The organism is Phytoactinopolyspora limicola, assembly GCF_011320225.1.
Lineage (GTDB): Bacteria > Actinomycetota > Actinomycetes > Jiangellales > Jiangellaceae > Phytoactinopolyspora > Phytoactinopolyspora limicola.
Window position 1 is genome coordinate 34,272 of the sequence record NZ_JAAOEN010000015.1, and the last position, 23,275, is coordinate 57,546.

General features: G+C 68.2%; 19 protein-coding genes. 11 read left to right on the forward strand and 8 right to left on the reverse strand.

Features of this window, described 5'->3' with window-relative positions; all coding sequences use genetic code 11:
* The 5 genes from G8760_RS30140 to galE are packed head-to-tail and all read left to right on the forward strand — an operon-like array spanning nt 1 to nt 5,205.
* The gene (locus G8760_RS30140; protein WP_166355443.1) at nt 1–432 is read left to right on the forward strand and encodes an adenylyltransferase/cytidyltransferase family protein; all 432 of its coding nucleotides are present in this window, start codon (nt 1–3) and stop codon (nt 430–432) included.
* Nucleotides 429–1,361, forward strand: coding sequence for a glycosyltransferase family 2 protein (locus G8760_RS24005; RefSeq protein ID WP_166355373.1), 933 nt, complete (start codon nt 429–431; stop codon nt 1,359–1,361). The genes G8760_RS30140 and G8760_RS24005 overlap by 4 nt, the downstream gene beginning before the upstream one ends.
* A complete protein-coding gene (locus G8760_RS24010) occupies nt 1,362–2,690 on the forward strand; it encodes an O-antigen ligase family protein (protein ID WP_166355374.1) in 1,329 nt (442 codons plus the stop codon). It abuts the gene before it with no gap.
* Nucleotides 2,687–4,201: an oligosaccharide flippase family protein gene (locus G8760_RS24015; RefSeq protein WP_166355375.1), complete on the forward strand. Its 1,515-nt coding sequence runs from the start codon at nt 2,687–2,689 to the stop codon at nt 4,199–4,201. Before G8760_RS24010 ends, G8760_RS24015 begins: the two co-directional genes overlap by 4 nt.
* A gap of 20 nt (nt 4,202–4,221) precedes the next feature.
* Entirely contained in the window at nt 4,222–5,205 is a 984-nt protein-coding gene (gene galE, locus G8760_RS24020) for a UDP-glucose 4-epimerase GalE (RefSeq protein ID WP_166355376.1), read from the forward strand.
* Between the two features lie 747 nt (nt 5,206–5,952).
* On the opposite strand, the gene gmd is transcribed toward galE, so the two are convergent.
* The gene (gene gmd, locus G8760_RS24025) at nt 5,953–6,966 is read right to left on the reverse strand and encodes a GDP-mannose 4,6-dehydratase (protein WP_166355377.1); all 1,014 of its coding nucleotides are present in this window, start codon (nt 6,964–6,966) and stop codon (nt 5,953–5,955) included.
* Between the two features lie 238 nt (nt 6,967–7,204).
* Here gmd and G8760_RS24030 point away from each other — a divergent pair, with 238 nt between their 5' ends.
* Nucleotides 7,205–8,176 carry a GDP-L-fucose synthase family protein gene (locus tag G8760_RS24030; protein WP_166355378.1) on the forward strand — a complete coding sequence of 324 codons (972 nt, stop codon included), beginning with the start codon at nt 7,205–7,207 and terminating at the stop codon, nt 8,174–8,176.
* Here the strand turns inward: G8760_RS24030 and G8760_RS24035 are convergent.
* The 5 genes from G8760_RS24035 to G8760_RS24055 form a co-directional block, all read right to left on the reverse strand.
* Nucleotides 8,142–8,699, reverse strand: a complete 558-nt coding sequence (locus G8760_RS24035) for a glycosyltransferase (protein ID WP_166355379.1) — start codon at nt 8,697–8,699, stop codon at nt 8,142–8,144. The two genes, G8760_RS24030 and G8760_RS24035, sit on opposite strands and share 35 nt — an antisense overlap.
* Nucleotides 8,696–9,145: a PssD/Cps14F family polysaccharide biosynthesis glycosyltransferase gene (pssD, locus tag G8760_RS24040; protein WP_166355380.1), complete on the reverse strand. Its 450-nt coding sequence runs from the start codon at nt 9,143–9,145 to the stop codon at nt 8,696–8,698. The genes G8760_RS24035 and pssD overlap by 4 nt, the downstream gene beginning before the upstream one ends.
* Nucleotides 9,142–10,542 carry a GumC domain-containing protein gene (locus G8760_RS24045; protein ID WP_166355381.1) on the reverse strand — a complete coding sequence of 467 codons (1,401 nt, stop codon included), beginning with the start codon at nt 10,540–10,542 and terminating at the stop codon, nt 9,142–9,144. Before G8760_RS24045 ends, pssD begins: the two co-directional genes overlap by 4 nt.
* Before the next feature lie 207 nt (nt 10,543–10,749).
* Nucleotides 10,750–12,060, reverse strand: coding sequence for an adenylyl-sulfate kinase (gene cysC, locus G8760_RS24050; RefSeq protein WP_166355382.1), 1,311 nt, complete (start codon nt 12,058–12,060; stop codon nt 10,750–10,752).
* Nucleotides 12,061–12,166: 106 nt separating this feature from the next.
* Complete coding sequence (locus tag G8760_RS24055; RefSeq protein ID WP_166355383.1) at nt 12,167–12,820, reverse strand: SDR family oxidoreductase; 654 nt, start codon at nt 12,818–12,820, stop codon at nt 12,167–12,169.
* A 115-nt stretch (nt 12,821–12,935) separates the two neighbouring features.
* Here G8760_RS24055 and G8760_RS24060 point away from each other — a divergent pair, with 115 nt between their 5' ends.
* Nucleotides 12,936–13,718, forward strand: a complete 783-nt coding sequence (locus G8760_RS24060; RefSeq protein WP_166355384.1) for an SDR family NAD(P)-dependent oxidoreductase — start codon at nt 12,936–12,938, stop codon at nt 13,716–13,718.
* A gap of 174 nt (nt 13,719–13,892) precedes the next feature.
* Nucleotides 13,893–17,504, forward strand: a complete 3,612-nt coding sequence (gene mfd / locus G8760_RS24065; RefSeq protein ID WP_166355385.1) for a transcription-repair coupling factor — start codon at nt 13,893–13,895, stop codon at nt 17,502–17,504.
* 608 nt (nt 17,505–18,112) lie between these two features.
* Here the strand turns inward: mfd and G8760_RS24070 are convergent.
* Nucleotides 18,113–19,093: an ArsR/SmtB family transcription factor gene (locus G8760_RS24070; protein WP_166355386.1), complete on the reverse strand. Its 981-nt coding sequence runs from the start codon at nt 19,091–19,093 to the stop codon at nt 18,113–18,115.
* A 159-nt stretch (nt 19,094–19,252) separates the two neighbouring features.
* Between G8760_RS24070 and G8760_RS24075 the strand changes: the two genes are divergently transcribed.
* The 3 genes from G8760_RS24075 to G8760_RS24085 all read left to right on the forward strand — a co-directional run bounded on the left by G8760_RS24075 (nt 19,253) and on the right by G8760_RS24085 (nt 21,958).
* Nucleotides 19,253–20,509 carry an MFS transporter gene (locus tag G8760_RS24075; protein ID WP_166355387.1) on the forward strand — a complete coding sequence of 419 codons (1,257 nt, stop codon included), beginning with the start codon at nt 19,253–19,255 and terminating at the stop codon, nt 20,507–20,509.
* Nucleotides 20,510–20,649: 140 nt separating this feature from the next.
* On the forward strand, nt 20,650–21,288 hold the full coding sequence (locus G8760_RS24080; protein WP_166355388.1) for a SurA N-terminal domain-containing protein: 639 nt from the start codon (nt 20,650–20,652) through the stop codon (nt 21,286–21,288).
* Nucleotides 21,263–21,958, forward strand: a complete 696-nt coding sequence (locus G8760_RS24085) for a nucleoside triphosphate pyrophosphohydrolase (protein WP_207782668.1) — start codon at nt 21,263–21,265, stop codon at nt 21,956–21,958. Before G8760_RS24080 ends, G8760_RS24085 begins: the two co-directional genes overlap by 26 nt.
* A gap of 26 nt (nt 21,959–21,984) precedes the next feature.
* Here the strand turns inward: G8760_RS24085 and G8760_RS24090 are convergent, their stop codons facing one another.
* Complete coding sequence (locus tag G8760_RS24090) at nt 21,985–22,944, reverse strand: alpha/beta fold hydrolase (RefSeq protein ID WP_166355390.1); 960 nt, start codon at nt 22,942–22,944, stop codon at nt 21,985–21,987.
* Nucleotides 22,945–23,275: the final 331 nt, after the last annotated feature.

Here is a 23,275-nt window from a genome sequence, read left to right on the forward strand (position 1 = left end):
GTGACGCCGCGCGTGGGGTACGTTCCGGGCGTCTTCGACATGTTCCACATCGGCCATCTCAACATCCTGCGACAAGCCAAGGCACGCTGCGACTATCTGGTGGCCGGGGTGGTCACTGACGAGGTCGTGGAGGAGGTCAAGAACCACAGCCCGGTAGTGCCGTACGACGAACGGGTGCAGATCGTCAGCAGCATCCGGTACGTCGACGAGGTGGTGCCGGACACCTCGTCGGACAAAACCATCGCGTGGCGAGCGCGGCAGTTCGACCTGATCTTCAAGGGGGATGACTGGCGCGGCACCGCCAAGGGTGAACGGCTGGAACGGGCCATGGCCGAGCTGGGGGTGGAAGTGGTGTACTTCCCGTACACCCTGCGTACCTCCAGCACGCTGCTGCGGACTTACCTGGCCACGGTGACCGGTGGCGGCTCGTGACCGCCGACGCCACCACCCGGTGGCCACCAATCAGTGTGGTGATCGCCACCGTCGACCGGCCGGTGTTGCTCCGGCGGGCCGTCAGCGCCGTGCTCGACCAAGACTATCCAGGCCCCATTCAGTGTGTCGTCGTGTTCGACCGTGGTGAGCCGAAGCCAGTGGACGTCGAAGCGGACGGCACGCACAGAGAACTGAAGCTCATCCGCAATACCCGCACGCCCGGCCTCGCCGGAGCACGTAACGCCGGCATCGACGCGGCCGTGGGGGAACTGGTGGCGTTCTGCGATGACGACGACGTCTGGCTGCCCGGCAAGCTGGTCCGGCAGGTCCGGCTATGGTCCGAGGATCCGGCCGCCAGCTGTGTGGCCACCAGCATCGTCATCGACGGCGGCGAGACGCAACACGAGCGGCTGGCGCCGGCGCGGACCACGTTCCAGGACTTCCTGCGCTCCCGGGTCACCGCCATCCATCCGTCGTCGTTGCTGTTCCGGCGGGCCGATCTACTCGGCGGCATCGGCTTCGTGGACGAGGCACTACCCGGTTCGTACGGCGAGGACTACGAGTTGTTGCTGCGCGCGGCCCGGACCGGTGATGTCATCGCGGTCCCGGAGCCGCTGGTGCGCGTCGACTGGGCACGGCCGTCGTACTTCGCCGGCAAATGGGACATGATCAGCGACGGGTTGACGTACATCCTGGACCGAGTGCCGGAGTTCGCCGGTGAGCGCCGTGGCCGGGCCCGGATCGAGGGCCAGATCGCCTTTGCCCACGCTGCGCGGTCGCGGCGCCGGCCCGCGCTCCGATGGGCCGGCCGGGCTCTGGCACACAACCCCGCACAGCTGCGCGCGTACGGCGCGCTGGCGGTCGCCACCGGCGTGGTGCCGGCGCAGTGGCTGCTGGACAAGGTGCAGGAGCGCGGGCGGGGCCTGTAGATGTCCACGCCCTTCGTGCTGCCCAGGGTCGCGTACCCGTCGCGGCGGGCACGCCCGGCGCCGAGTCGGCCACGGGTCGCCCAGCCACCGGCGGACCTGAGGCGGCCATTGCCGGCCTGGCCGGTCGAGGCCCTGCTGTGGGGGTTCCCGGTGTACTGGGCCCTGGGTCTGTCGCCGTTCGCCCCCATCGGACTGGCCGTGATCATGTCCGGGCTGTTGATCGTGCGGCGCGGGGAGACACTCGTCCCGGGTATGTTGCCGTGGCTGGCGTTCGTGCTGTGGGTGGTTCCCGCGGCTCTGATGCTCGACTCGCCCCTGCGGCTGCTGGGGTACGGGCTGCGGTTCGCGAACCTGGTGGCGATCGCCGTCGTCCTTATCTACGTCGTCAGCGCCCGCGAACAGTTGACCACACGGCGTGTGCTGGCCGGTCTGGTAGCCGTGTGGTGCACGGTGGTGGTCGGCGGTTATCTAGGGATGCTCTGGCCGGAGGTCCGGCTCACCACACCGGTCGGCATGTTGCTGCCCGGTGTGCTCGCCGGGAACGAATACGTACAAGACCTCGTGTTTCCGCCGTTCGCAGAGGTGCAACGGCCCTGGGGGGCGCCGGAGCCGTTCAACCGGCCGGCCGCGCCGTTCCCCTATGCGAACAGCTGGGGCACTGCGCTGGTGCTGTTGACCCCGCTGGCTATCGCCGGCCTGCGCTTCTTCCGGTCCCGGGGTGCCCGGCGGCTGGTCGTGGTCGCATTGGTCGCCGCGATCGTGCCGGCGCTGGCGTCGTCGAACCGGGGGATGTTCCTGGGCCTCGGGGTGGCGGTCGGGTACGTCGTGGTGCGGCTCGCGGGGCGCGGGCAGCTCAAGGCCATGTTCGCGGTGGTCGCCGGCGGTGGTCTAGTGGTCGGCGTACTCCTCTATGCCGGGCTGCTGGACTCGATCGCCACCCGGCAGGAATACAGCGATACCACGAGCGGGCGGGCCTCGCTTTATACCGAGACGTTCACCCGGACCCTGGAGTCACCCCTGCTCGGCTGGGGTGCACCGCGGCCGTCGCTGGTGCATGGCATCTCCGTTGGCACCCAGGGACACGTCTGGATGGTGATGTTCTCCTACGGGTTCGTCGGCCTGGCCCTGTTCCTGATCTTCCTGTGGGGAGCCACCCTGCGTACTTGGTCGGTGCCGGACACGGCGCGGCTGTGGATGCACAGCTGCCTGGTGACCGCCTCGGTACTGATCTTCTTCTACGGACTCGACACCATGCAGATGCTGGCCGTGGTGTTGGTGGCGGGTTTGCTGTTGCGGGAGCGGTATAGCGGCGCCCGGGGGTCGACATGAGTGGCGGCCTGGCCCGTGCGGGCGCGATCAGCCTCGTGGGTGCGGTCACCGGCGCCGGGGTCAACTTCGGTATCGGAGTGATCGTTGGGCGTGGTCTGGGTGCCGACGGCACCGGCACCTTCTTTCAGATCGTCGCCATCTTCATCATTCTGTCCAACATTCTGGAGTTGGGGGCGGACACCGGCTTGGTGCGGTTCTGTTCCAGCGCGGTGGCCACTGGCCGGAACGGCGAACTGCGGCCACTGGTCCGCATCGCGATCGTGCCCGTCGTCGGGGTGGGGGTGGTGCTCACAGTCCTGGCATGGATGCTCGCTCCGCGGCTGGCCGGCCTGCTCACGGCGTCGCCGGACGTGCCGATGGTGGAGATCGTCCGCACCCTGATCCCGTTCGTAGTGTTGGCGTCGCTACTAGCGGTGGTGTTGGGTGCTACCCGGGGACTGGGCAGCGTGGCGACGTTCACCGTGTTGCAGAACGTCGCCCTGCCGGCCGGCCGGTTCATGCTGATCGGCGGCGCCCTGCTGGCCGGCGCGGGCCTCGTGGACGTGCTTCGCGCGTGGATCGCACCGCTCCCCATCGTCGTCGTGATCGCGGTCGCCCTGCTGGCGCGTCAACTCGCCCGCCGGACCCGGGAACAGATCGACACCGACGTCGAGCCGACACCTGTGCTGCGGCGCCGTTTTTGGGGGTTCAGCAGTGCCCGGGCCGTCTCCGCAGCGGTGGAGATCCTTCTCGAATGGGTGGACGTGATCATCGTCGCCGCGTTCCTCTCGCCCGCCGAGGCCGGCATCTATGCCGTCGTCAGCCGCAGCGTCCGGGCCGGTCAGGTGGTGCAGCAGGCGGCGCGGGTGGCGGTGGCGCCAATGGTCAGCGCAGCACTGGCCCGGCGTGACGTACTCGAGGCTCGACGGCTGTACATCGTCGTCACCCGGGCGATGGTGCTTGTGTCGTGGCCTTTCTACCTGATGCTGGCCTGCTTCGCGCCCGGCGTGCTGGCCATCTTCGGTCCGGGCTTCGCCGCCGGCGGGAACGCGCTCACCATCATGAGCCTGACCATGGCGTTGGCGGCCGCGGCGGGGATGGTCCAGACCGTGCTGCTGATGGGTGGCAAAAGCAGTTGGCAGCTGGCCGACAAATCCACGGCACTGGCCGTCAACATCGGCCTGAACCTGCTGCTGGTTCCGATGTGGGGAGTGGTCGGCGCGGCCGTGGCGTGGGCGGTAACCGTCGCCGTCGACACGTCGCTGGCCGCATGGCAGGTGCACAAGGGGATGGGTGTCCACGTGCCACCGGCCAGTCTGATGTTGCCTGCCCTGCTGCCGGTGTTGGTTTTCGGCGGCGGCGGGCTGGTCCTGCGCGTCCTGCTGGACGACGGATGGGCCGGCCTTGCGGCGATGGCCGTAGGTGGTGGCCTCGTCTATTTCGGGCTGTGCTGGGCGCTGCGTCGCCGGCTCGGCCTCGACACGGTTGTGTCATCGATTCGAAACCGGCGCGGGGGTGCGCTGGTCAGCTGAAACAACAGGGGGCAAAGACCATGAGTTGGCTCGTGACGGGTGGCGCCGGGTATATCGGCGCCCATGTCATCAACAGTTTGATCACCGCAGACGAGGAGGTCGTCGCCGTTGACGACCTCTCCACCGGCAACGCCACGCGGGTCCCGCCGGGCGTCCGGCTGGTGGCCGCGAACCTCCTGGACCAGGGGAGCGTGCGACGCCTCTTCACCGAGCATCACGTCACCGGCGTGGTGCATCTGGCAGCGAAGAAGCGGGTCGACGAATCGCTGCGGCAACCGTCGCGGTACTTCCGCGAGAACGTCGAGGCGCTGCGTGTCTTGCTCGACGAGTGCGTCGCCGCCGACGTGCAGAGTTTCGTGTTCTCGTCGAGCGCCGCGGTCTACGGCGAACCGGACACGACTACCGTCGACGAAGACGTGGCATGCCGACCGACAACACCATACGGGCAGACCAAGCTGGCCGGCGAGTGGCTCGTACGTGGCGTCGGAGCCGCGACCGGAATGCGCACCCTCGCTCTGCGCTACTTCAACGTGGCCGGCTCCGCGTCGGCGGCCCTTGCTGACACCTACCTGGCCAACCTGGTGCCGTTGGTACTCGACGCACTCCAGCGCGGGCAGGCGCCGAAGATCTTCGGCGCCGACTACGCCACGCCCGATGGCACATGCGTGCGGGACTACATTCACGTCGCCGACGTCGCGGACGCCCACGTAGCGGCTGCTCGTGCTCTGGAGCGTGGCGACATCACCTCCGGCCAAGCGCTGAATATCGGCACCGGGTCCGGTGTGTCGGTTCGGGAGGTGGTCGACCTGGCGATCGCCATCACCGGTCGAGACGTCCAGCCCGTCGTCGAGCCGCGTCGTCCGGGAGACTCCCCCGCCGTGGTGGCCGCGGTTGAGCGTGCGCGCCAGGAATTGCACTGGACGGCGGTGCGCTCCCTGAGCGACATGATCGTGTCAGCGTGGCAGGCCGTACAGCACGGCATGAGGGTAGCTAGTCCCCTTTGACGCCGTTGACCGACGGGGGTGGTTGTTACCGTGTGCTGCGCCCTCGCCGTCCGCTCACCCCGCAGTTGAGCGTCTGAACCGGCTTCCCCGCCACTTGCACCTGATCTCCGTTTTGACGCCTGATCGTTTTCGTGGCGACGATCAGATGCACGGTGGTGACGACGGCCAGCGCCGACGTCCGGTAGCCGCACCTGATCGTCTCCACGATGTGGGACGGTTGGTGATCAGATGCGTGAACCGTCGTATGGCGTCCGGTAGCGCATCTGATCGTGTCGAGATGGACGTCGACAGGCCTTGCTGGGCTTGCTGGGTTCGCGTCGCTGCGTTGCGGACCAGCGCAGCACCGTCAGCCGAGGCATGGCACGCTCAGCACTCGTTCCCATGGGCGAAATGCCCGAAACGTGGAGTCCGTCAACGTGCCACCCCACTCGCGCCCCACAGCACACTGCCACCCCGACGACGCCCATCACGGTCAACGACCTCATCGGCGCACCTCGAAGAACCCGACCGCGCCGACAGCCACCGACCACGCCGCATCCGATCAACACAGTGCCGCGGCGACACGATCAGATGCGCTACCGGACGCCATACGACGGTTCACGCATCTGATCACCAACCGTCCCACATCGTGGAGACGATCAGGCGCGGCTACCGCGCGCCGACCCTGGCTGTCGTCACCACCGTGCATCTGATCGTCGCCACGAAAACGATCAGGCGTCAAAACGGAGATCAGGTGCAAGTGGCGGGTTAGCGGTCGATGCGGACGTTGCGACCGTTGAGTTCGTCGTCCAGCGCCGCGATGTCAGCCTCGGTCATGATCCGGGCCAACTCGTCGAACATCACCGTCGGCTTCCAGTCGAGCGCACGTTCGGCCTTCGACGCGTCGCCGATCAGGGCATCCACCTCGGCCGGCCGCTCGTACCGGGCGTCGTAGGCGACGTAGTCACGCCAGTCGAGCCCGACGGTGGAGAACGCGGCTTCGCAGAAGTCGCGGACGGAGTTGGCTTGACCGGTGGCGACGACGTAATCGTCGGGCTCGTCCTGCTGGAGCATCCGCCACATCGCCTCGACGTACTCGGGTGCGTAACCCCAGTCGCGGATCGCGTCGAGGTTGCCCAGGTACAGCTTGTCCTGTAGCCCCGCTTTGATCCGGGCTACCGCACGGGTGATTTTGCGGGTGACGAACGTTTCGCCGCGCCGAGGGCTCTCGTGGTTGAACAGGATGCCGTTGACCGCGTACATGCCGTAGGCCTCGCGGTAGTTGACCGTCGTCCAATACCCGAACACCTTGGCGCAGCCGTAGGGGCTGCGCGGGTGGAACCGGGTGTCTTCGTTCTGCGGTGGCGGCGCCGAGCCGAACATCTCCGACGACGACGCTTGGTAGATGCGGGTGGCTACACCACTGGCGCGGACTGCCTCTAGAAGCCGCAGCGGCCCGGCGCCTGTGATGTCTGCCGTGTACAGCGGCGTGTCGAAGGAGACTCGCACATGTGACTGCGCGCCCAGGTTGTAGATCTCGTCCGGCTGGATGTCGCGTAGTAGGTTGACCAGTGCTACCCCGTCGGACAAGTCGGCATGGTGCAGGATCAACCGGCGGTCTGCGTCGTGAGGATCCTCGTAGATGTGGTCGATCCGGTCGGTGTTGAAGCTGGACGATCGCCGGATCAGGCCGTGGACCTCGTAGTCCTTGGCGACCAGCAGCTCAGCTAGGTATGAGCCGTCTTGTCCGGTGATGCCAGTGATGACAGCGGTCTTCGCCATCGCGCAAGCCCCCCTTGCGTTCGGCGCGCAAGCCCCCCTTGCGCCCCACCGTGCGTACTTTATGTCCTTTGCGGCGAGGCGTAAAGCTCAAATGGCCGCTCCTCCGGCTCCGACCTCCCAGCGTGCCGCCTAAACCTCCCGCATCTCCGGCGACGATCACCGGGGATTGCGGGCAGGCCGGGGGTTGCTTCAGCCGAGCTTGAGCGGCAATGTCCGAGGCGTGCGAGAATGTGGGGCCATGGGGGTTCTGTTGCCATCCGGCGCGCGCGTGTTCATCGCCGGTCACCGCGGACTGGTGGGGTCCGCCATTGCCCGCCGCCTCGGTGCGGAGGGGTACGACGTCGTCGTCCGTAGCCGGCAGGAACTCGACCTGCGGGACGGCCCGGCCACCCATGCGTTCCTCCGCGAGTGCTCACCCGATGCCGTGGTCCTGGCCGCCGCCACCGTCGGTGGCATCATGGCCAATGCCACCTACCCGGTTGATTTCCTCGAGGACAACCTGCGCATCCAGCTCAGCGTCATCACCGGAAGCCATCGCGCCGGTGTGCGCCGGTTGTTGTTCCTGGGCTCCAGTTGTATCTACCCGAAACTCGCCGAGCAGCCGATCCGGGAGGACTCGCTGCTGACCGGCCCGTTGGAGCCGACCAATCAGCCCTACGCGATCGCCAAGATCGCCGGCATCGAACAGGTCAACGCGTACCGGCGCCAGCATGGCCGGTCCTACGTCTCGGCGATGCCCACCAATCTCTACGGGCCGGGCGACAACTTCGATCTTGAGAGTTCACACGTTCTGCCGGCCCTCATCCGGCGGTTCCACGAGGCGCGGATAGCTGACGCACCCGAGGTGGTGCTGTGGGGGACGGGGACACCGCGGCGTGAGTTCCTCCACGTGGACGACCTCGCCGCCGCCTGCCTGACGGTGCTGCGCCACTATGACGCCGACGGCCCCATCAACGTCGGCTCGGGCACCGATCTCACCATCCGCGAGCTGGCCGGGACGGTCGCCGCCGTCATCGGTTACAACGGCCAGATCTCGTTCGATCCGGCCCGTCCGGATGGCACTCCCCGCAAGCTGATGGATGGTAGCCGGATCCGGGAACTGGGGTGGGAGCCGCGGATCAGCCTGCGCGACGGTGTCGCGGCCACTTATCAGTGGTGGCTGGACGCTGGTTCCCCTACCGGGAGGACCGTAGCCGCCGCCACGCGATGAACCCTGGACGGCGGCTGACCACCTGCTCGACCACCTCGGCCAGCCGAGCGGCCGTTTCTGGGGCGGGTGACGGGTCTGCCGGGCGACGCACCGTCGCCGGATCGGCGAAGGCCGCGTCCAGCGCGGCGTGGAGGTGCTCTTGTGACTCGGCCAGGATGACCTGTCCCTCGGCGGCGAGCCGGCGGCAGAACGCCACCTGGTGGTCGTCGACCACCTCGTCGAGGGCGGCCAGGCGGGGCACCACCACGGGGACGAACCCGCGGCCCCGGGCGTCCAGGATGGAACCGGGGCCACCCTGCGCCAGCACCACCGTGGCCGCATCGAGGTGCTCGAGCAGCTCGTCGCGGCTGACGATGCCCAGCGGCTCCGCCTGCGACGGCGCGCGCGACGCCCCGTGTTGATAGACGCAGCGCACCTGACCGTCGCGGTGGTCCAGCCACGGCTGCACCCATTCGGCTAGCCGGTCGAACCGGTGGTGGTCGGTGCCCACGGTGACGAAGAGCATGGGCAGCGCGGCGTTCACAACGTCCGTCCTATGACCACACCATCGGGGTACATGGCGCGCTGGTCCTCCCATTGCAGGCCGAAGGCGTCAGATAGTGGATAGCAGAGCCGCCCCGTCAGGGTGGATTGCTCGATGCGGTCGAAGACCTCGATGTAGACGGTGCGGATCCGCAACAGGCGGGCGATGACGAAGAACGGTAACGCCACTCCCGCGCCGGTGGACACGATGACGTCGGGACGGTGCCGGACAAGAGTGACGACGGCGAGTCCGAGATTGCGGATCGCGTTGCCCACGTTCCGGGTGGTGGGGTGGTACGCCCAGGTGACGTGCTCGCCGGCCAGGGCCCCGACGGCGTCGGCCTTGCGGAAGGTGACCCAACGCCGTTGATGCTGGCTCCACCAGTCGCTCAGGGCGAGCAGTTGAGTGAGGTGGCCGCCGGTGGAGGCGATCAGGAGCAACTTCACCGGTCGGAGCCTAGCTGTCCGGTTGAGAGCGGCCAACCGGTGGGTTCGTCCGCTCCGGTAGCGGCCGAGTCTCGACCCTTCGAGCGGCGGGTGTGCCTGCGGTCATCGTCGTTGTCGGCGGTGAACTCGGTCGGCGTGGGCTTGCGGCTTCCGGAGCGTTCCGGAAGGAGCAAGCCCAGGTCGATGCCGCGGTCGGTGGCGGTGAGCTGCTCGACGAACTCCTGGATGGGCCGGTGACGGCTGCGCTTGGTGGTAGCGACGATGATCGTGTCGCAGCGTAAGGCGATGGCCACCCGTCTGGTCCGGCTGGTGATCATGGTCAGGTCGAGGACGACGAGGTCGTCATCCGGCCAGTCGGTGGCGACGTCGGATCGCGCCGGCCAGCCGCCGTCGACCGCCGACATGTCCATCCGGTCGGAGTCGATCAGCCGGGCCCGCATGCGGTGGCTGTGGGCGACGTCCACGAGGCTGGTGGCGGCCTCGTAGATCCGGCCGTCGGCCGGTCCGACGATCGCGGTGAGCACCGGCCCGTCCGAGGAGGTCAGTGGATGGGCGCGGGTGAGTTCGAGAAGGGCATGCCGGTATGGCTCGTCTGGATCGGGTTCGGCCGTGCCGTCGATGACGGGACACCCGCCGAGGAGTTCGCGTAGCCGAGCGGCGTGGGTGACCCGGCGGTCGTTGCGGTCGCGGAGCAGCGCGAGCGCGATGCCGACGAGCAAGCCGCCGACGAGTCCGCCGGCGATGGCGACGGGCAGCCCCGGTGACGATGGCGAGCCGGGGGCTCGGGCCGCCTCGATGATCCGGCCGGGGTTGAGAGTGACCGTGACGAGGCTGCTCTGCTGTTGGCGGAGCTCGACGATCTGTTGCTGGGCGGCGGCGTCCACCAGCGCGTCGTCGGCGTCTTCGACCTGCTCGACGAGCTCGTTGATCCGCGTCTCCAGGGCGTCGATGATACGTTCGGCGAGTTGATCGGCGCTGGTGACGCGGGACTCGAGGTAGGCCTCGGCGAAGGCGTTGGCACCCCGGGCGGCCTGTGTCGGGGTGCTGGCCGTGTAGGCGATCTGCAGGATCTGGGAGTCGGACGGAGAGGTAACGGAGACGTTGCCGACCAAGGTTCGCGGATCGAACCGGACCAGCTCCATCCGCTCGGCCGCGGCCCGGGCGATTTCGGTTGAGCGGACCACCTGTTGCTCGGTGGTCATGTTGATGCCGGCCGACGACGTTCCGGTGCCGAAAGGGTCCGGGGTAATCGGAGACACCGACACCACCGCCGTGGCGGTGTACCGCTCGGGCCACATCATGCCGAGGCCGCCCGCGGCGAGCACGGCGAGCACCACGGCCGCGGTGACCACCCGCCATCGGCGGCGGATGCTGTCTCCCACGTCCGACAGCCGCATAGCCGGTTGATTAGGCGCCATTGGCCTCCGGGCCCCCTGGTGAGTTCCTCTGCACCCATGGATGTGCTGCCTGCAAGCTTAGATGACGGGCGAGAGCAAAACGCAATGAGCGCGTGATCGCCCAGGTCTGGGCCGGCCCCGACGGGGCGCCATCTCGGTGGCGTGGAGGGGCGACCCGACGTCGCACCGGACCGGATCAGGAGGGTGTCATGACGTCACCCAGCGGCCAGCCGCCAACAGATGAAGAACCGCATCGCGGGCCTCCTCGATGGTGGTGTGAGTGGTGTCCAGCACGAGGTCGGCGGTGGTCGGCGCCTCGTATGGACTTGACACGCCGGTGAACTCGGGGATCTCGCCAGCCCGGGCCCGGGCATAGAGGCCTTTGCGGTCACGACGCTCACACTCTTCGACCGGCGTGGCCACGTGCACGAGCAGGAAGTCGCCATGCGCCTCGGCCATCTGCCGCATCCGGTCCCGGGTAGCCGCGAACGGAGCGATCGGAGCACACACCGCGATCCCGCCGTGCCGGGCGATCTCGGCCGCGACGAAGCCGATACGTTCGATGTTTCGGTCCCGGTCGGCGCGGGAGAAGCCGAGACCGGCGGACAGATGGCGGCGCACGAGATCGCCGTCGAGCAGGGTGATGGTCCGCTCGCCGGACTCGGTCAGGTGGTCGACCACAGCGCGAGCGACGGTGGACTTGCCAGATCCGGACAGGCCGGTGAACAGCAGGACGAGGCCCCGATCGGGCCGTGGCGGGAGCCAGCGCTGCCATGCTCGCAGGCTTTCCGGTGGCCAATCGTCCTCCGGCAGGGCGGCCGCGCCGTCGAGCCCGGCCCGCAGCGCCGTCAGGTCCGGACGCTGATCGGGCCGCACCAGGTCGGCGCCATACGCCTCGGCCACGTGGGCGGCTAGCTCGGCGTCGCGGTGGTCACCGTAGTGTGGAGCTGGGACCGTGACGACCTCGACGGTTCGACCCTCGTGGCGGAGCCGATCACGGAGCTCGACGGCGGCCCGGGTGGTTTGAGCCCCGGTAGGGCCAGGGATGTGGCGTGGGCCGTCCATGACCACCACCAGCAACGGCCGCTCGTGGGCCGCAGCGAGAGCGTGCGCGTCCACCGGGTGATGCCCGACGACGGCACTCCAACCGCCGAAGCGGATCTCGGCCGGACCGCGGCGCAACGCGGCATACGGTCCGGTCGGCCGCTCGTCGTCGTGCGACAGGGCCCGCACGCTGCCGGCGATGGTGACCACACCAGCCGGCTGCTCGCCCGCTGCCGCGGGGGCGGCGTCCGCACGATCGGTGGTGGTTGGTGCGGCGACGTCATGGAGCAGAGCGACCGGCGCTCCCTCCAGGTCGGTCACGATCAGTTCGCCGCCCGTGGTGACGTGTTCGCGGAGGGACTGCGGTACCGGGACCGATGCGATGGCCGGTCCGATGCCAAGAAGGGTTAACTCGATCCGCGCCAGCGTCACCGGATCCGGCGTGACGGTCGGTGGTGTGGGATCGGCCATCATGACCTCAGCCTAGCTATTGTCGTGTGCCGGAACTCCCCTCCCCATGATCATTGGCTTTTGACTACCGGATCCGGTAGTCAAAAGCCAATGATCATGGGGAGGGGAGTCACGCGAAGCGGGCGATGGCGTCGGCGACGGGGGTGTCGCCGCTGACCAGTTCAAGAGTGGTGCCAGCTGTGGCCGGCTCGTGGAGCAGTCCCAGCACGACGGCCGCTACGTCGTCGCGAGGCACCGAGCCGGGTTCGACGGAGGTCTGCAAATTCACCAGCCCCGTACCGACGTCGTTGGTGAGTCGTCCGGGCCGGAGAATGGTCCAGGCGAGATCACGGGTACTGAGATCGTCTTCGCTGGCGCGTTTGGCCCGAAGATAAGCGGCGAAGACCTCGTCGGTGTCAGGCGGCGGGTCGAAGCTTGCCCCCATCGACGAGATCAGCACATACCGCCGCACCGCCTGCCGTTCGGCGGCCTCGGCCAGCGAGGCGGCGGCCGCGCGGTCGACGGTGTCTTTGCGCGGAATGCCGCTGCCCGGCCCGGCGCCGGCCGCGAAGACCACAGCGTCGACACCACTGAGCTCCGCGGTGAGTTCGGCGACCGTGGCCTGTTCGAGATCGAGGACGACGGCGGTAGCGCCGACGTCGGCGAGGTCGGCGGCGTGGTCCGGGTTGCGCACCAATCCGATCGCCTCGTGTCCTTGCAGCGTCAACAGACGCTCCAGTCGCAGCGCTATCTGGCCGTGTCCGCCGGCAATCACAACCCGCATGCGGAACACCGTATGACATGATCGCGATCGGCGTGCCATTCGGTGGTGATCGACGTTGGACGGCATCGCGTCCTCGTCCCCCTCCGCCAGTGGCGTGCAGGAGGGCAGGCTTGTCATGCAGCGGTTCAGAGACCGGGTCGTTTTTGTCACCGGTGGTGCCCGGGGGATTGGCCGGGCGATCGCCCGTCGCCTGATCGAGGAGGGGGCACACGTCGTCATCGCCGACGTCGACGGTGCCGTGGCCGAGGAGACCGCGGGTGCGCTGGGCGACACCGCCGCCGCCGTGTCGTGCGACGTCCGCGACGTGGAGTCGGTGAACGCCGCCATCGCCACGACGATGGACCGTTTCGGCCGGCTCGACACCCTGGTCAACAACGTCGGCATCAATGGCGGGCCGCCGTTCGAGGAGTTGACCGATGCGGACTGGGACGAGCAGGTCGACCCGACCCTGTATGGAGCCGTTCGCTGTATCAAAGCGGCCCTGCCCGCCCTCGTCGCGGCGCCCCATGGCGGCGCGGTCGTGTCGGTTGGCTCCGTCAACGGGTTGGCGGCCTTCGGCAGCATTCCCTATTCCGCGGCGAAGGCGGGACTAGTCAACCTGACGCAGAACCTGGCCATCCGCTACGGACCGCAGGGAGTGCGGTTCAACCTGGTGGCGCCGGGAACGGTGCGCACCCGGGCATGGGAAGGATGGCTGCGAGACAGCCCTGGGCTACAGGCCCGCCTCGACCAGCTGTACCCACTCGGGCGCATCGGTGAACCGGCCGACATCGCCGCGGCTGTCGCCTACCTCGCCTCGGACGACGCCTCATGGGTCACCGGCACGGTGCTTCGCGTCGACGGCGGACTCCTCGCCGGCGTCCCCGGCTTCCTGGCCGCGCTCGACGAGCCCGAGTAGTCAGTGGCGCCGCCCGACAGGCACGGGCACCATCCACGGTGAACGACGTAAGATGAGCCGGGTACCCCAGCCGCGCGGCATTCGGGGCCACCTCAGCGCGCCCGGTGCCCGCCGCAGCCCGCGCCCAGAAGCCGGCGTCAACCGCATCCACCACCCCCACGGACATCGAGGACCATGTCGCTCACCAGCATCGTTCATGCCCTGCTCGGCGACGACGGCGACGCCGCCCTGCGCTCGGCGGTAGCCGACGCTCGAGCCGGGTCCGTCACCGCCCTGGACCTCACCGCGCCGCCCTCGATGCGCCCCGTCGTCACGGCGGCTCTGGCGGACCAGACCGTCGGCGCCGGCCGCCCAGTGCTGGCGGTCACCGCCACCGGCCGCGAGGCCGAAGACCTCGTCACGGCGCTGCGATGCCTCTTGCCACCCGACTCCGTCGCGGAGTATCCGGCGTGGGAGACACTGCCGCACGAGCGGCTCTCGCCGCGCAGCGACACCGTCGGACGCCGGCTCGCCGTGCTGCGCCGGCTGGTTCACCCCGCAGCGGACGACACCCGGATCAACGTCGTCGTCGCGCCGGTCCGCAGCGTGTTGCAGCCGCAGGTGGCGGGGCTGGCCGACCTGCGCCCGGTGCGATTGCGCGCCAACGACGAGATCGCGTTGGACGACGTCGTCGAACAGTTGGCGGCAGCGGCGTACGTCCGCGTCGATCTGGTGGAACGCCGTGGCGAGTTCGCGGTGCGAGGCGGCATCGTCGACGTCTTCCCGCCCACGGAGGAACACCCGCTCCGGGTGGACTTCTGGGGTGACACCGTCGAGGAGATCCGATTCTTCACGGTGGCCGACCAACGCTCCGCCGGGGTTGCCGAGAACGGCCTGTGGGCGCCACCTTGCCGGGAGATTCTGCTGACCGAGTCCGTGCGTAAACGGGCCGCTGATCTCGCCACCGAACACCCCGAGCTGGCCGAGATGCTGGACAAGATCGCCTCCGGGGTGGCCGTCGAAGGTATGGAGTCGTTGGCACCGGTCCTCGTCGACGACATGGAGTTGCTCGTCGATCTGTTGCCGACCGGCACTCATGTGCTCGCCTGCGATCCCGAACGGATCCGGAGCCGGGCGCACGACCTCGTCGCCACCAGCCAGGAGTTCCTCGACGCGTCGTGGGCCGCCGCGGCCGGCGGTGGTACCGCTCCGATCGACCTCGGCTCCGCCGCGTTTCGCGCACTGGGCGAGGTACGCGAACACGCCATGAGGCGTGGACTGCCGTGGTGGAGTGTGAGTTCGTTCGGGTTGGGCGCTGCCGCACCCTCCGCCGAAGAGGACCTCGACGCCGCTTTGTACGGGGTCGACCTCGGCGAAGCGATCGTCGCCGAGGGCGCCGTCGAGACCCGCGAAATCGGTGCCCGACCGGCGGACACCTACCGAGGCGACACGCAGCGCGCGATCGCTGACCTCAGCGCGTGGTTGGCCACCGGAGGGCGGGCCGTCGTCATCACTGGAGGCCACGGCACCGCCGCCCGGACCGTCGAACTGCTGGGAGAGTCCGACGTCGGCGCCAGGCTGGTGGACGAACTGCCCCCAGCCCTCGACACCGGTGTGGTGCACGTGACCACCGGTACGCTCCAGCACGGGTTCGTCGCCGACCAGGCCCGTCTGGTGGTGCTCACCGAGGACGACCTCACTGGGCAGCGTGCCTCGGAGAAAGGCGCGGCGCGGATGCCCAGCCGCCGTCGCAACCAGGTCGACCCGCTCCAGCTCAAACCCGGCGACCACATCGTCCACGACCAACACGGCATCGGCCGCTACATCGAGATGACCAGCCGCACCGTTCAGGGGGCGGTGCGGGAATACCTCGTCGTCGAGTACGCCCCCGGCAAGCGCGGCCAGCCAGCGGACCGGCTGTACGTCCCCACCGACCAGCTCGAGCAAGTCACCAAATACGTCGGGGGTGACGCCCCAGCGCTGGACCGGATCGGCGGCGCCGACTGGGCCAAACGTAAAGGCCGGGCCCGGAAGGCGGTCAAGGAGATCGCCGCTGAGCTGATCAAGCTGTATGCGGCTCGGCAAGCAGCACCTGGCCACGCGTTCGGGGCGGACACTCCGTGGCAACGCGAGCTGGAAGATGCCTTCCCCTACGTCGAAACCACCGACCAGCTGTCCACCGTCGACGAAGTCAAGGCGGACATGGAGCGTTCAGTTCCGATGGACCGCGTGATCTGCGGCGATGTCGGCTACGGCAAGACCGAGATAGCCGTCCGGGCCGCTTTCAAGGCGGTCCAGGACGGCAAGCAGGTCGGTGTGCTCGTGCCGACCACCCTGCTCGGCCAGCAGCACTACTCGACGTTCACCGAACGTTACGCCCAGTTCCCCATCACCGTGAAGGCGTTGTCACGGTTCCAGAGCGACACCGAGGCCGCCGGCATCGTGTCCGGGCTCGCCGACGGCAGCGTCGATGTGGTCATCGGGACCCACCGGCTGATCACCGGCGACGTCCGATTCAAAGACCTCGGCCTGCTGATCGTCGACGAGGAGCAGCGGTTCGGCGTCGAACACAAGGAGAAGCTGAAGCACCTGCGGGCCAACATCGACGTGCTCACCATGTCGGCCACCCCCATCCCGCGCACGTTGGAGATGTCCATCACCGGCATCCGTGACATGTCCGTCATCGCCACCCCGCCGGAGGAACGGCACCCGGTGCTCACGTACGTCGGCGGGTACGACGAGAAGCAGGTCGGGGCGGCTATTCGGCGTGAGTTGATGCGTGAGGGCCAGATCTTCTTCGTGCACAACCGGGTGGAGACGATCGAGAAGGTCGCCGCACACTTACGTCAACTGGTGCCCGAGGCCCGGGTCGAGACCGCACACGGGCAGATGGGTGAGCACGTCTTGGAGCGGGTGATCCAGGCGTTCTGGCAGCGCGAAGTCGACGTTTTGGTGTGCACTACCATCGTCGAGACCGGCCTGGACATATCCAACGCCAACACCCTGATCGTGGACCGAGCCGAGCGGCTCGGCCTGTCGCAACTGCACCAATTGCGCGGCCGCGTCGGGCGTGGACGGGAACGCGCCTACGCCTACTTCTTCTACCCCCGCGAGACGCCGTTGACCGAGGAGGCGCACGAACGGCTGGCCACCATCGCCCAGCACTCCGACCTGGGTGCGGGAATGCAGGTAGCCATGAAAGACCTGGAGATCCGGGGCGCCGGGAACCTGCTCGGCGGAGAACAGTCCGGGCACATCGCCAACGTCGGCTTCGACCTCTACGTCCGACTAGTCGGCGAAGCCGTCGCGGAGTTCCGCGGTGACCAGGAGGAGGGGACCGCGGAGGTCCGGGTCGACCTCCCCATCGACGCGCACATCCCGCACGACTACGTCGCCAGCGAACGGCTGCGGCTGGAGGCATACCGGCGGCTGTCCGAAGCCAGCGACGACGCCGCGGTATCGGCGGTCCGCGACGAGCTGGAAGACCGGTACGGGGCGCCGCCGGAGCCCGTCGACAACCTGCTGGCCATTGCCCGCTTCCGCGCCAAGGCACGCCGCGTCGGGCTGGCCGAGATCACCTTGCAGGGCAACTACGTCCGGTTCGCGCAAGTGGAGCTAGCCGACTGGCAGCAGGTCCGGCTACGCAGGCTGCATCCGAAGTCGCTGGTCAAAGAGGCCGCTCAGAGTGTGCTGGTGCCCCGGCCCGCGGCGGCGACGATCGGCGGCCCACCGTTGCGCGGAATGGAGCTGCTGGCGTGGGTCGAAGGCATCGTGGACGAGATCCTCGCCCACCAGCCCACCCCCTGACGTTGTGCACCTGATCTCCGTTTTGACGCCTGATCGTTCTTGTGGCGACGATCAGGTGCACGGTGGGCGGCGACGGCCAGTGTCGACGTGCGGTAGCGGCGTCTGATCGTCTCCACGATGTGAGACGCTCGGCGATCAGATGCGCAAACCGTCGTATGACGTCCGGTAGTGCATCTGATCGGGTCGGGGCAGCACCGTGCTATTCGGATGCGGCGTTGCAATCGGATGCGGCGTTCGTCTGCGGGGCGGACGCGGCGGTGGGGTGCGGGGCGCCGGGGCCGCCGACTCGCCCAGGGTGCTGTCCGGGGCTCACCCGGGGGTAGCCGAATGCCAGGGCCCGGGGTGGTGCGTTGACGGCCTCCACAATTGCGACATTTCATCCACCACAACAAGCGGTCAGCGCACCAAGCCTTCGGCCGAGGGTCCTGCCCTCGTTCACAACGGGCACCCGCGAGCCCTGCACATCCGCCTAGCGCCCACCGCGACACGATCAGATGCACTACCGGACGCCAGGCGACGGTTCACGCATCTGATCATGTCGGCGGAAGCCGGGCAGGCGTGCCGTATTCGCGCCGGTGATCGGCGGGCCGCCAATACCCACGCGAGCCCTAACCGGCCAGGGCATCCCCCAGCGCGGTACGCATATAGAGCACGACCCGACCCACTCGGTGGGACACCACCAGTCCGGCGTCCCGCATGACGGTGAGGTGTTGGGAGACGCCGCCAGGGGTGAGAGCGGTACGTCGAGCGAGATCGGCGGTCGACGCCGGCGCACTCAGCTCGACGAGGAGCCGAGCTCGTGACCGGCCGACGACGGCTCGTAGGGCCTCCGGTGCCGGTGTGCCCTGCTCCCAAAGGGTGGCGACGCCCCGCGCCGGATAACGTAGGACTGGCTGCCAGGGCTGGCTCGTCTTCGACGCCACTCGCGGCCAGACGAACACCGACGGCACCAGCACTAGTCCGCGTCCCTCCAGCCGTCGAGCGTCGGACACCAATGGATGTGCGACCGTCAGCACGTCATCTTCCCAGCGGATAGCCGGATCGAGTTCGTTGAGCAGCCGTTGTGCCCCGCCGTCGGCCATCGCGCGAGCTCGATAGAGCACGTCGCCTTCGAGCAGGCTGCTGATCCGGGTCCAGTCCGGTTCGATGGCCAGCGTCCAGTAGGTCTCGATCGCCGAGCTGAGGGTGGCCAGGCCGGTCGCTGGATGATCGGTGAGCTGGTCGGCGAGCGGTATGTTGTGCGGCTCCGGGTGGACCCGGCGTAGGGCCTCGATCGACGACCGGACCTTAGCCGCCGGCGTGTCGCGGAGTGCGGCCAACTCGCTGGCGAGGTCGGGTGTGGGGGTTGTGGGGGTGGGGGCCAGGAAACCCGGCAGGTGGTGTGGGTGCGGCGGGACGAGGCTGGTGAACGGTTGGACGTCGGTGAGCGAGGTCGCCAATCGTCGTTGGGTCCGGGTGACCCAGGGAAGGTGCAACGCGTGTGCCGCCGGCCTCTGTAAGGTGCGGACGCTGGCGACCGCCTCCCATAACGGTGAGAAGGCCAGCCGGGTCGCCGCCAGGTCCTGTGGTGTGAAGGCGAGCTCGAGCATGACAGATCCCCAAGGGTGTCCCCTCCCATGATCATTGGCTTCTGGCTACCGGATCCGGTAGCCAAAAGCCAATGATCATGGAGGGAGGCGGTTGCTAGATGATTTAGTTGAGTCTAAATCTATATCGCACGGCGGCGCGGGGATCGATGGTTGAGAACCATGGTGACCACCGAGGCCGCGCCAGCCCGTACGCTGTTCGGCGATCCCGCATTCCGGCTGCTGTTCGCCGCCGCCGCGAGCCGGCTCGGCGTCCAGGTGGGCTACCTCGCCGTTCCGCTGGTGGCCGTGTCGGCGCTGGACGCTTCGCCTGGCCAGGTCGGGTTGCTGGCGACGCTGAGCACTGCCGCGTTCCTGCTCATCGGACTTCCGGCGGGTGCATGGGTCGACCGAGTCCGACGTCGCGGCGTGATGATCGTCGCCGACGTCGTGCGGGCCGTACTGTTGGGATCGGTCCCCGTCGCCTGGACGATGGACACGTTGACCCTCCCTCATCTATACGTGGTGGTGTTCGTCGCCGGGATCGGCACCGTCTTCTTCGACGTAGCCGCCCAGAGCTATCTCCCCCACGTCGTCGGCCGCGATCGGCTCGTCAGCGCCAACTCCGCCCTCCACAGTTTCGACGCGGTCGCCAATATCGCCGGGCGCGGCGGCGCCGGCTACCTCGTCCAATGGGCTACCGCACCGATCGCACTGGTGGTCACCGCCGTTGGATACGTGGCGTCCGGGCTGCTCTTGGCCGGTATCGGCAAACGCGAGCCAGCGCCCCGGCCGGACCGTGAGCACGGACTCTGGCGCCAGGTCGGTGAAGGACTCGGATTCGTGCTCCGCCACCCCATCCTGCGGCCGGCAGCGATGGCCGGTGCGGCGACCAACTTCGGCATGCAGATGTGTCTGACGATGCTTCCGGTCGTCATCGTCAGCGACCTCGGACTGGCCGAAGGAAGGTTCGGTCTGTTCCTCGCGATGGGTGGCGTCGGTGCACTGCTCGGTGCCCTGACCGCACGAAGGCTTGGTGCTGTGCTCGGCCTGGGACGGATGTTGTGGCTGCTGGGTGCAGCCGTCGCGCCGGCGGCGGCGTTCGTGCCCATGCTGGATCACGGCTCCGCTTTCTGGGTGGCGGCGGCCGGATGGTCGGTGCTGGCCTACAAGGTGGGTGTCGACAACGTCGTACTCGTCAGTTTCCGACAACGCGTCACCCCCGATGGCCTGCTCGGCCGCCAGAACGCGACCATGCGGTTCCTGCTGACCGGAGCGCTCGCGTTGGGCGCCGCTGCCTCAGGTGCCATCGGCGAAGTGGTCAGCGCGCGGGCGGCGCTGTGGGCCGGAGTGGTGGTCCTTGCCTTCGCCTGGGCGCCGCTGTTCTTCTCGCCGGTCCGCAGGCTCCGCGAGCTGCCCGAGTCGGCCGAGAAGGTCTAGAACCGTGGGCGGGCTGGATGGTGGACCTAGGCTCGGCGCCGAGGCCGCGAAGGGTGGTTCGCATGACCTCTGAGCGGAGTTCGCCGGCCTGGTGAGTAGGATGCCCAGTGGCCCGTTTCGACGTTTGAGAAGGAACAGCTGTGTCGACCTTTCGTCGCGTCCTGACCGTGTCCGCCGCCGCGGCCGTCGTCGCCGTGCTGCCGGCCTGTGACCCGGACCAGGTCGGTATGGCCGTGTCGGTGGGTGACTCCCGCTTGAGTGTGTCCGACCTGCAGGACCGGGTCACCGAGATCGTCGAGTCGCGTAACACCGCCATCGATGAACTCGAACTGCCGCTGCCGGCGCTCGACCCCGGGGGCGACCTCGCCGAGCTGCAACGTCAGGAGCTGAGCCGCTGGATCAACCGGGAGGTCTACCAGGCGGCCGGTCGTGAGCAAGACGTCACCATCCATGAGTCCGAAGTTGACGCTTTCCTCGACGAATTCGCTGCCGGGTTCCCCGATAGCGACATCACTCCCTTCCTCGCCGAGCAGGGCTACACCGAAGACTCGGTCCGGGACGACGTACAGGTGGCGCTCATCGCCGAGCGGCTCACCCAGGTGTTAGGCAGCCAGGCCGAGGTCCAGCTGTTGCTGCAGGACACCGTCGAGCGAATCGGCGTCGACGTTAGCCCTCGGTACGGCACGTGGGGGATCGATGGCCTCGAGCCCGGCACCGGGTCGGTGTCGGTACCGGTTGACGAGGACCACCTGGATGATGGTGGACTCCACGACCACTGACCAGCCCGTCCCTGACCAGTCGGCCCCGGGTCACCGGCTGTTGGAGTTGGTCGCGGTCATGGACCGGCTGCGATCCCCCGGCGGTTGCCCGTGGGATGCCGAACAGACTCACCGCAGCCTCGCCACGTATCTGCTCGAGGAGACGTACGAGACGCTCGAGGCGATCGAGGCAGGTGACGACACCGACCTCCGCGAGGAACTTGGCGACCTGTTACTGCAGGTCATCTTCCACGCACGGATCGCGGAGGAGCGCGATGCCGAAGCGTGGTCGATCGACGACGTGGCTGGTGGCATCGCGGCGAAACTGATCCGTCGGCACCCGCATGTGTTCGGCGACGTCGAGGCGCCGACCGCGGCCCACGTCGAGGGCCGCTGGGAAGCGATGAAGCGTGTCGAGAAGCAACGCACGTCAGCCGTCGACGGCGTTCCGTTGGCGCAGCCTGCGTTGTCGTTGGCGACCAAGCTCATGCATCGGGTGGAGCGCTCCGATGTCGAGGTGAGCCTGCCGGACGCGGATGTGCCGGAGCTGGCCGACGCCGATGACGTCGGTAACCATCTCATGGCTGTGGTGGCGGCCGCCCGGTCGGTGGGTGTGGACCCCGAGCAGGCGCTGCGGGACGCCACCCGTCGCTACGTCGCCGCGGTTCACGAAGCCGAGTCCGCTCTCTAGTCGGCCCGCTCGGAGATCTTTTCGTGTCAATCCGTCAGGGCGGCTCTCACCAGGTCGCGGAGATCGTCGTCCGGCACTGCCATGGCGTTGTCGGCGCGTAGCTGGATGGTGCCCTTGCTGGTCACGAGGTCCGGGTGGCGGGTTGTGAACCCGCCGTCGGTGCCCTGGCCCCAGCCGTAGACCGACACGCCGTGACGCCACACCCCGACATGAAGCCGGCGGCGACCAACCTTGTACGTGGGCATCTTGTACGACAGCGCAACCGTGGCGTCGGGGTGTGTCTGAAGGATCAGCCGGTGGACCCGGTCGAACAGCGGCCGCTGCTCGGCACCGATGGCATCGATGTATTCACGGACCGCGTCGTCGATCGCGCCGTAGAAGAATCGTTCGAGTGCGGGAGCGAGCGCCTTCGGGTCGACCATGTGCGTCTGTCCGGCTATGACCTGGCGTTCCGCTCGTGGGAGGCTGGCTGTGATAGCATCCGCGGCGCGGTCGAAGAAGTCGCCGCCACCGCCGACGAACGACTCCGAGCTTGCGCCTCCGGTGGCCACCAGCGTCGGCCTAGTGATGGTCGCCAGACGGGTAGCGGGCGGGTGGCCGTCTCCCAGACACGCCGCGTCGTCGGCGAGGTTGTACGGCACCTCATATACGGCGAGCCGGTCGACCGAGACCCCGGCCGCCGCGGCCTCGAGCACCAGCGCACCCCCGGAAGAGATGCCATAGAGGTGCGCCCAGCCGCCAGCCTCGACGATCAGCTCCTGGATGTCCTCGATCTCGCGGTCCACCGCGTAGGGAAGGGTGTCGTCGCTTTCGCCCCTGCCGCGCCGGTCGTAGTTGTACACCGTGAAGCTCTTGGCCAGCTCGGTGGCCAGCGGCGCGTTCTCCGACCGATCGACGAACGCACCACCCACGAGAACGATGGGCGGCCCGCTTCCTACTTGGTTGTAGGCAATCGACGTACCGTCGCTAGACGTGATCCTGCCCATCACTCGCCTCCTCGGGTTCCGTGGCGGGATCTGTCTCCATGGAAGGAGGACAACCACGGCGGTGGGAACTCATCGGTCGTCGGGTGCGAGCATCGTCCGTGCCAACAGCACCGCCGGCTGGTAGAGGATCAGATGTCGACGCTGGGCTATTTGCCGCTGGTGGCTACGGACACGCAGCATCTGATCGCGTCGTCACAGCATATGGACACCTTTCGATCAGGTGCACGAGTCGACGTGTAGAGCCGCGTTGTGCATCTGATCGTTCTGGGTCCGGATCGCGAGATGGCGTCGGACGACGTTTCGGTTCGCCGACCAGCGACGTCGTCATCTC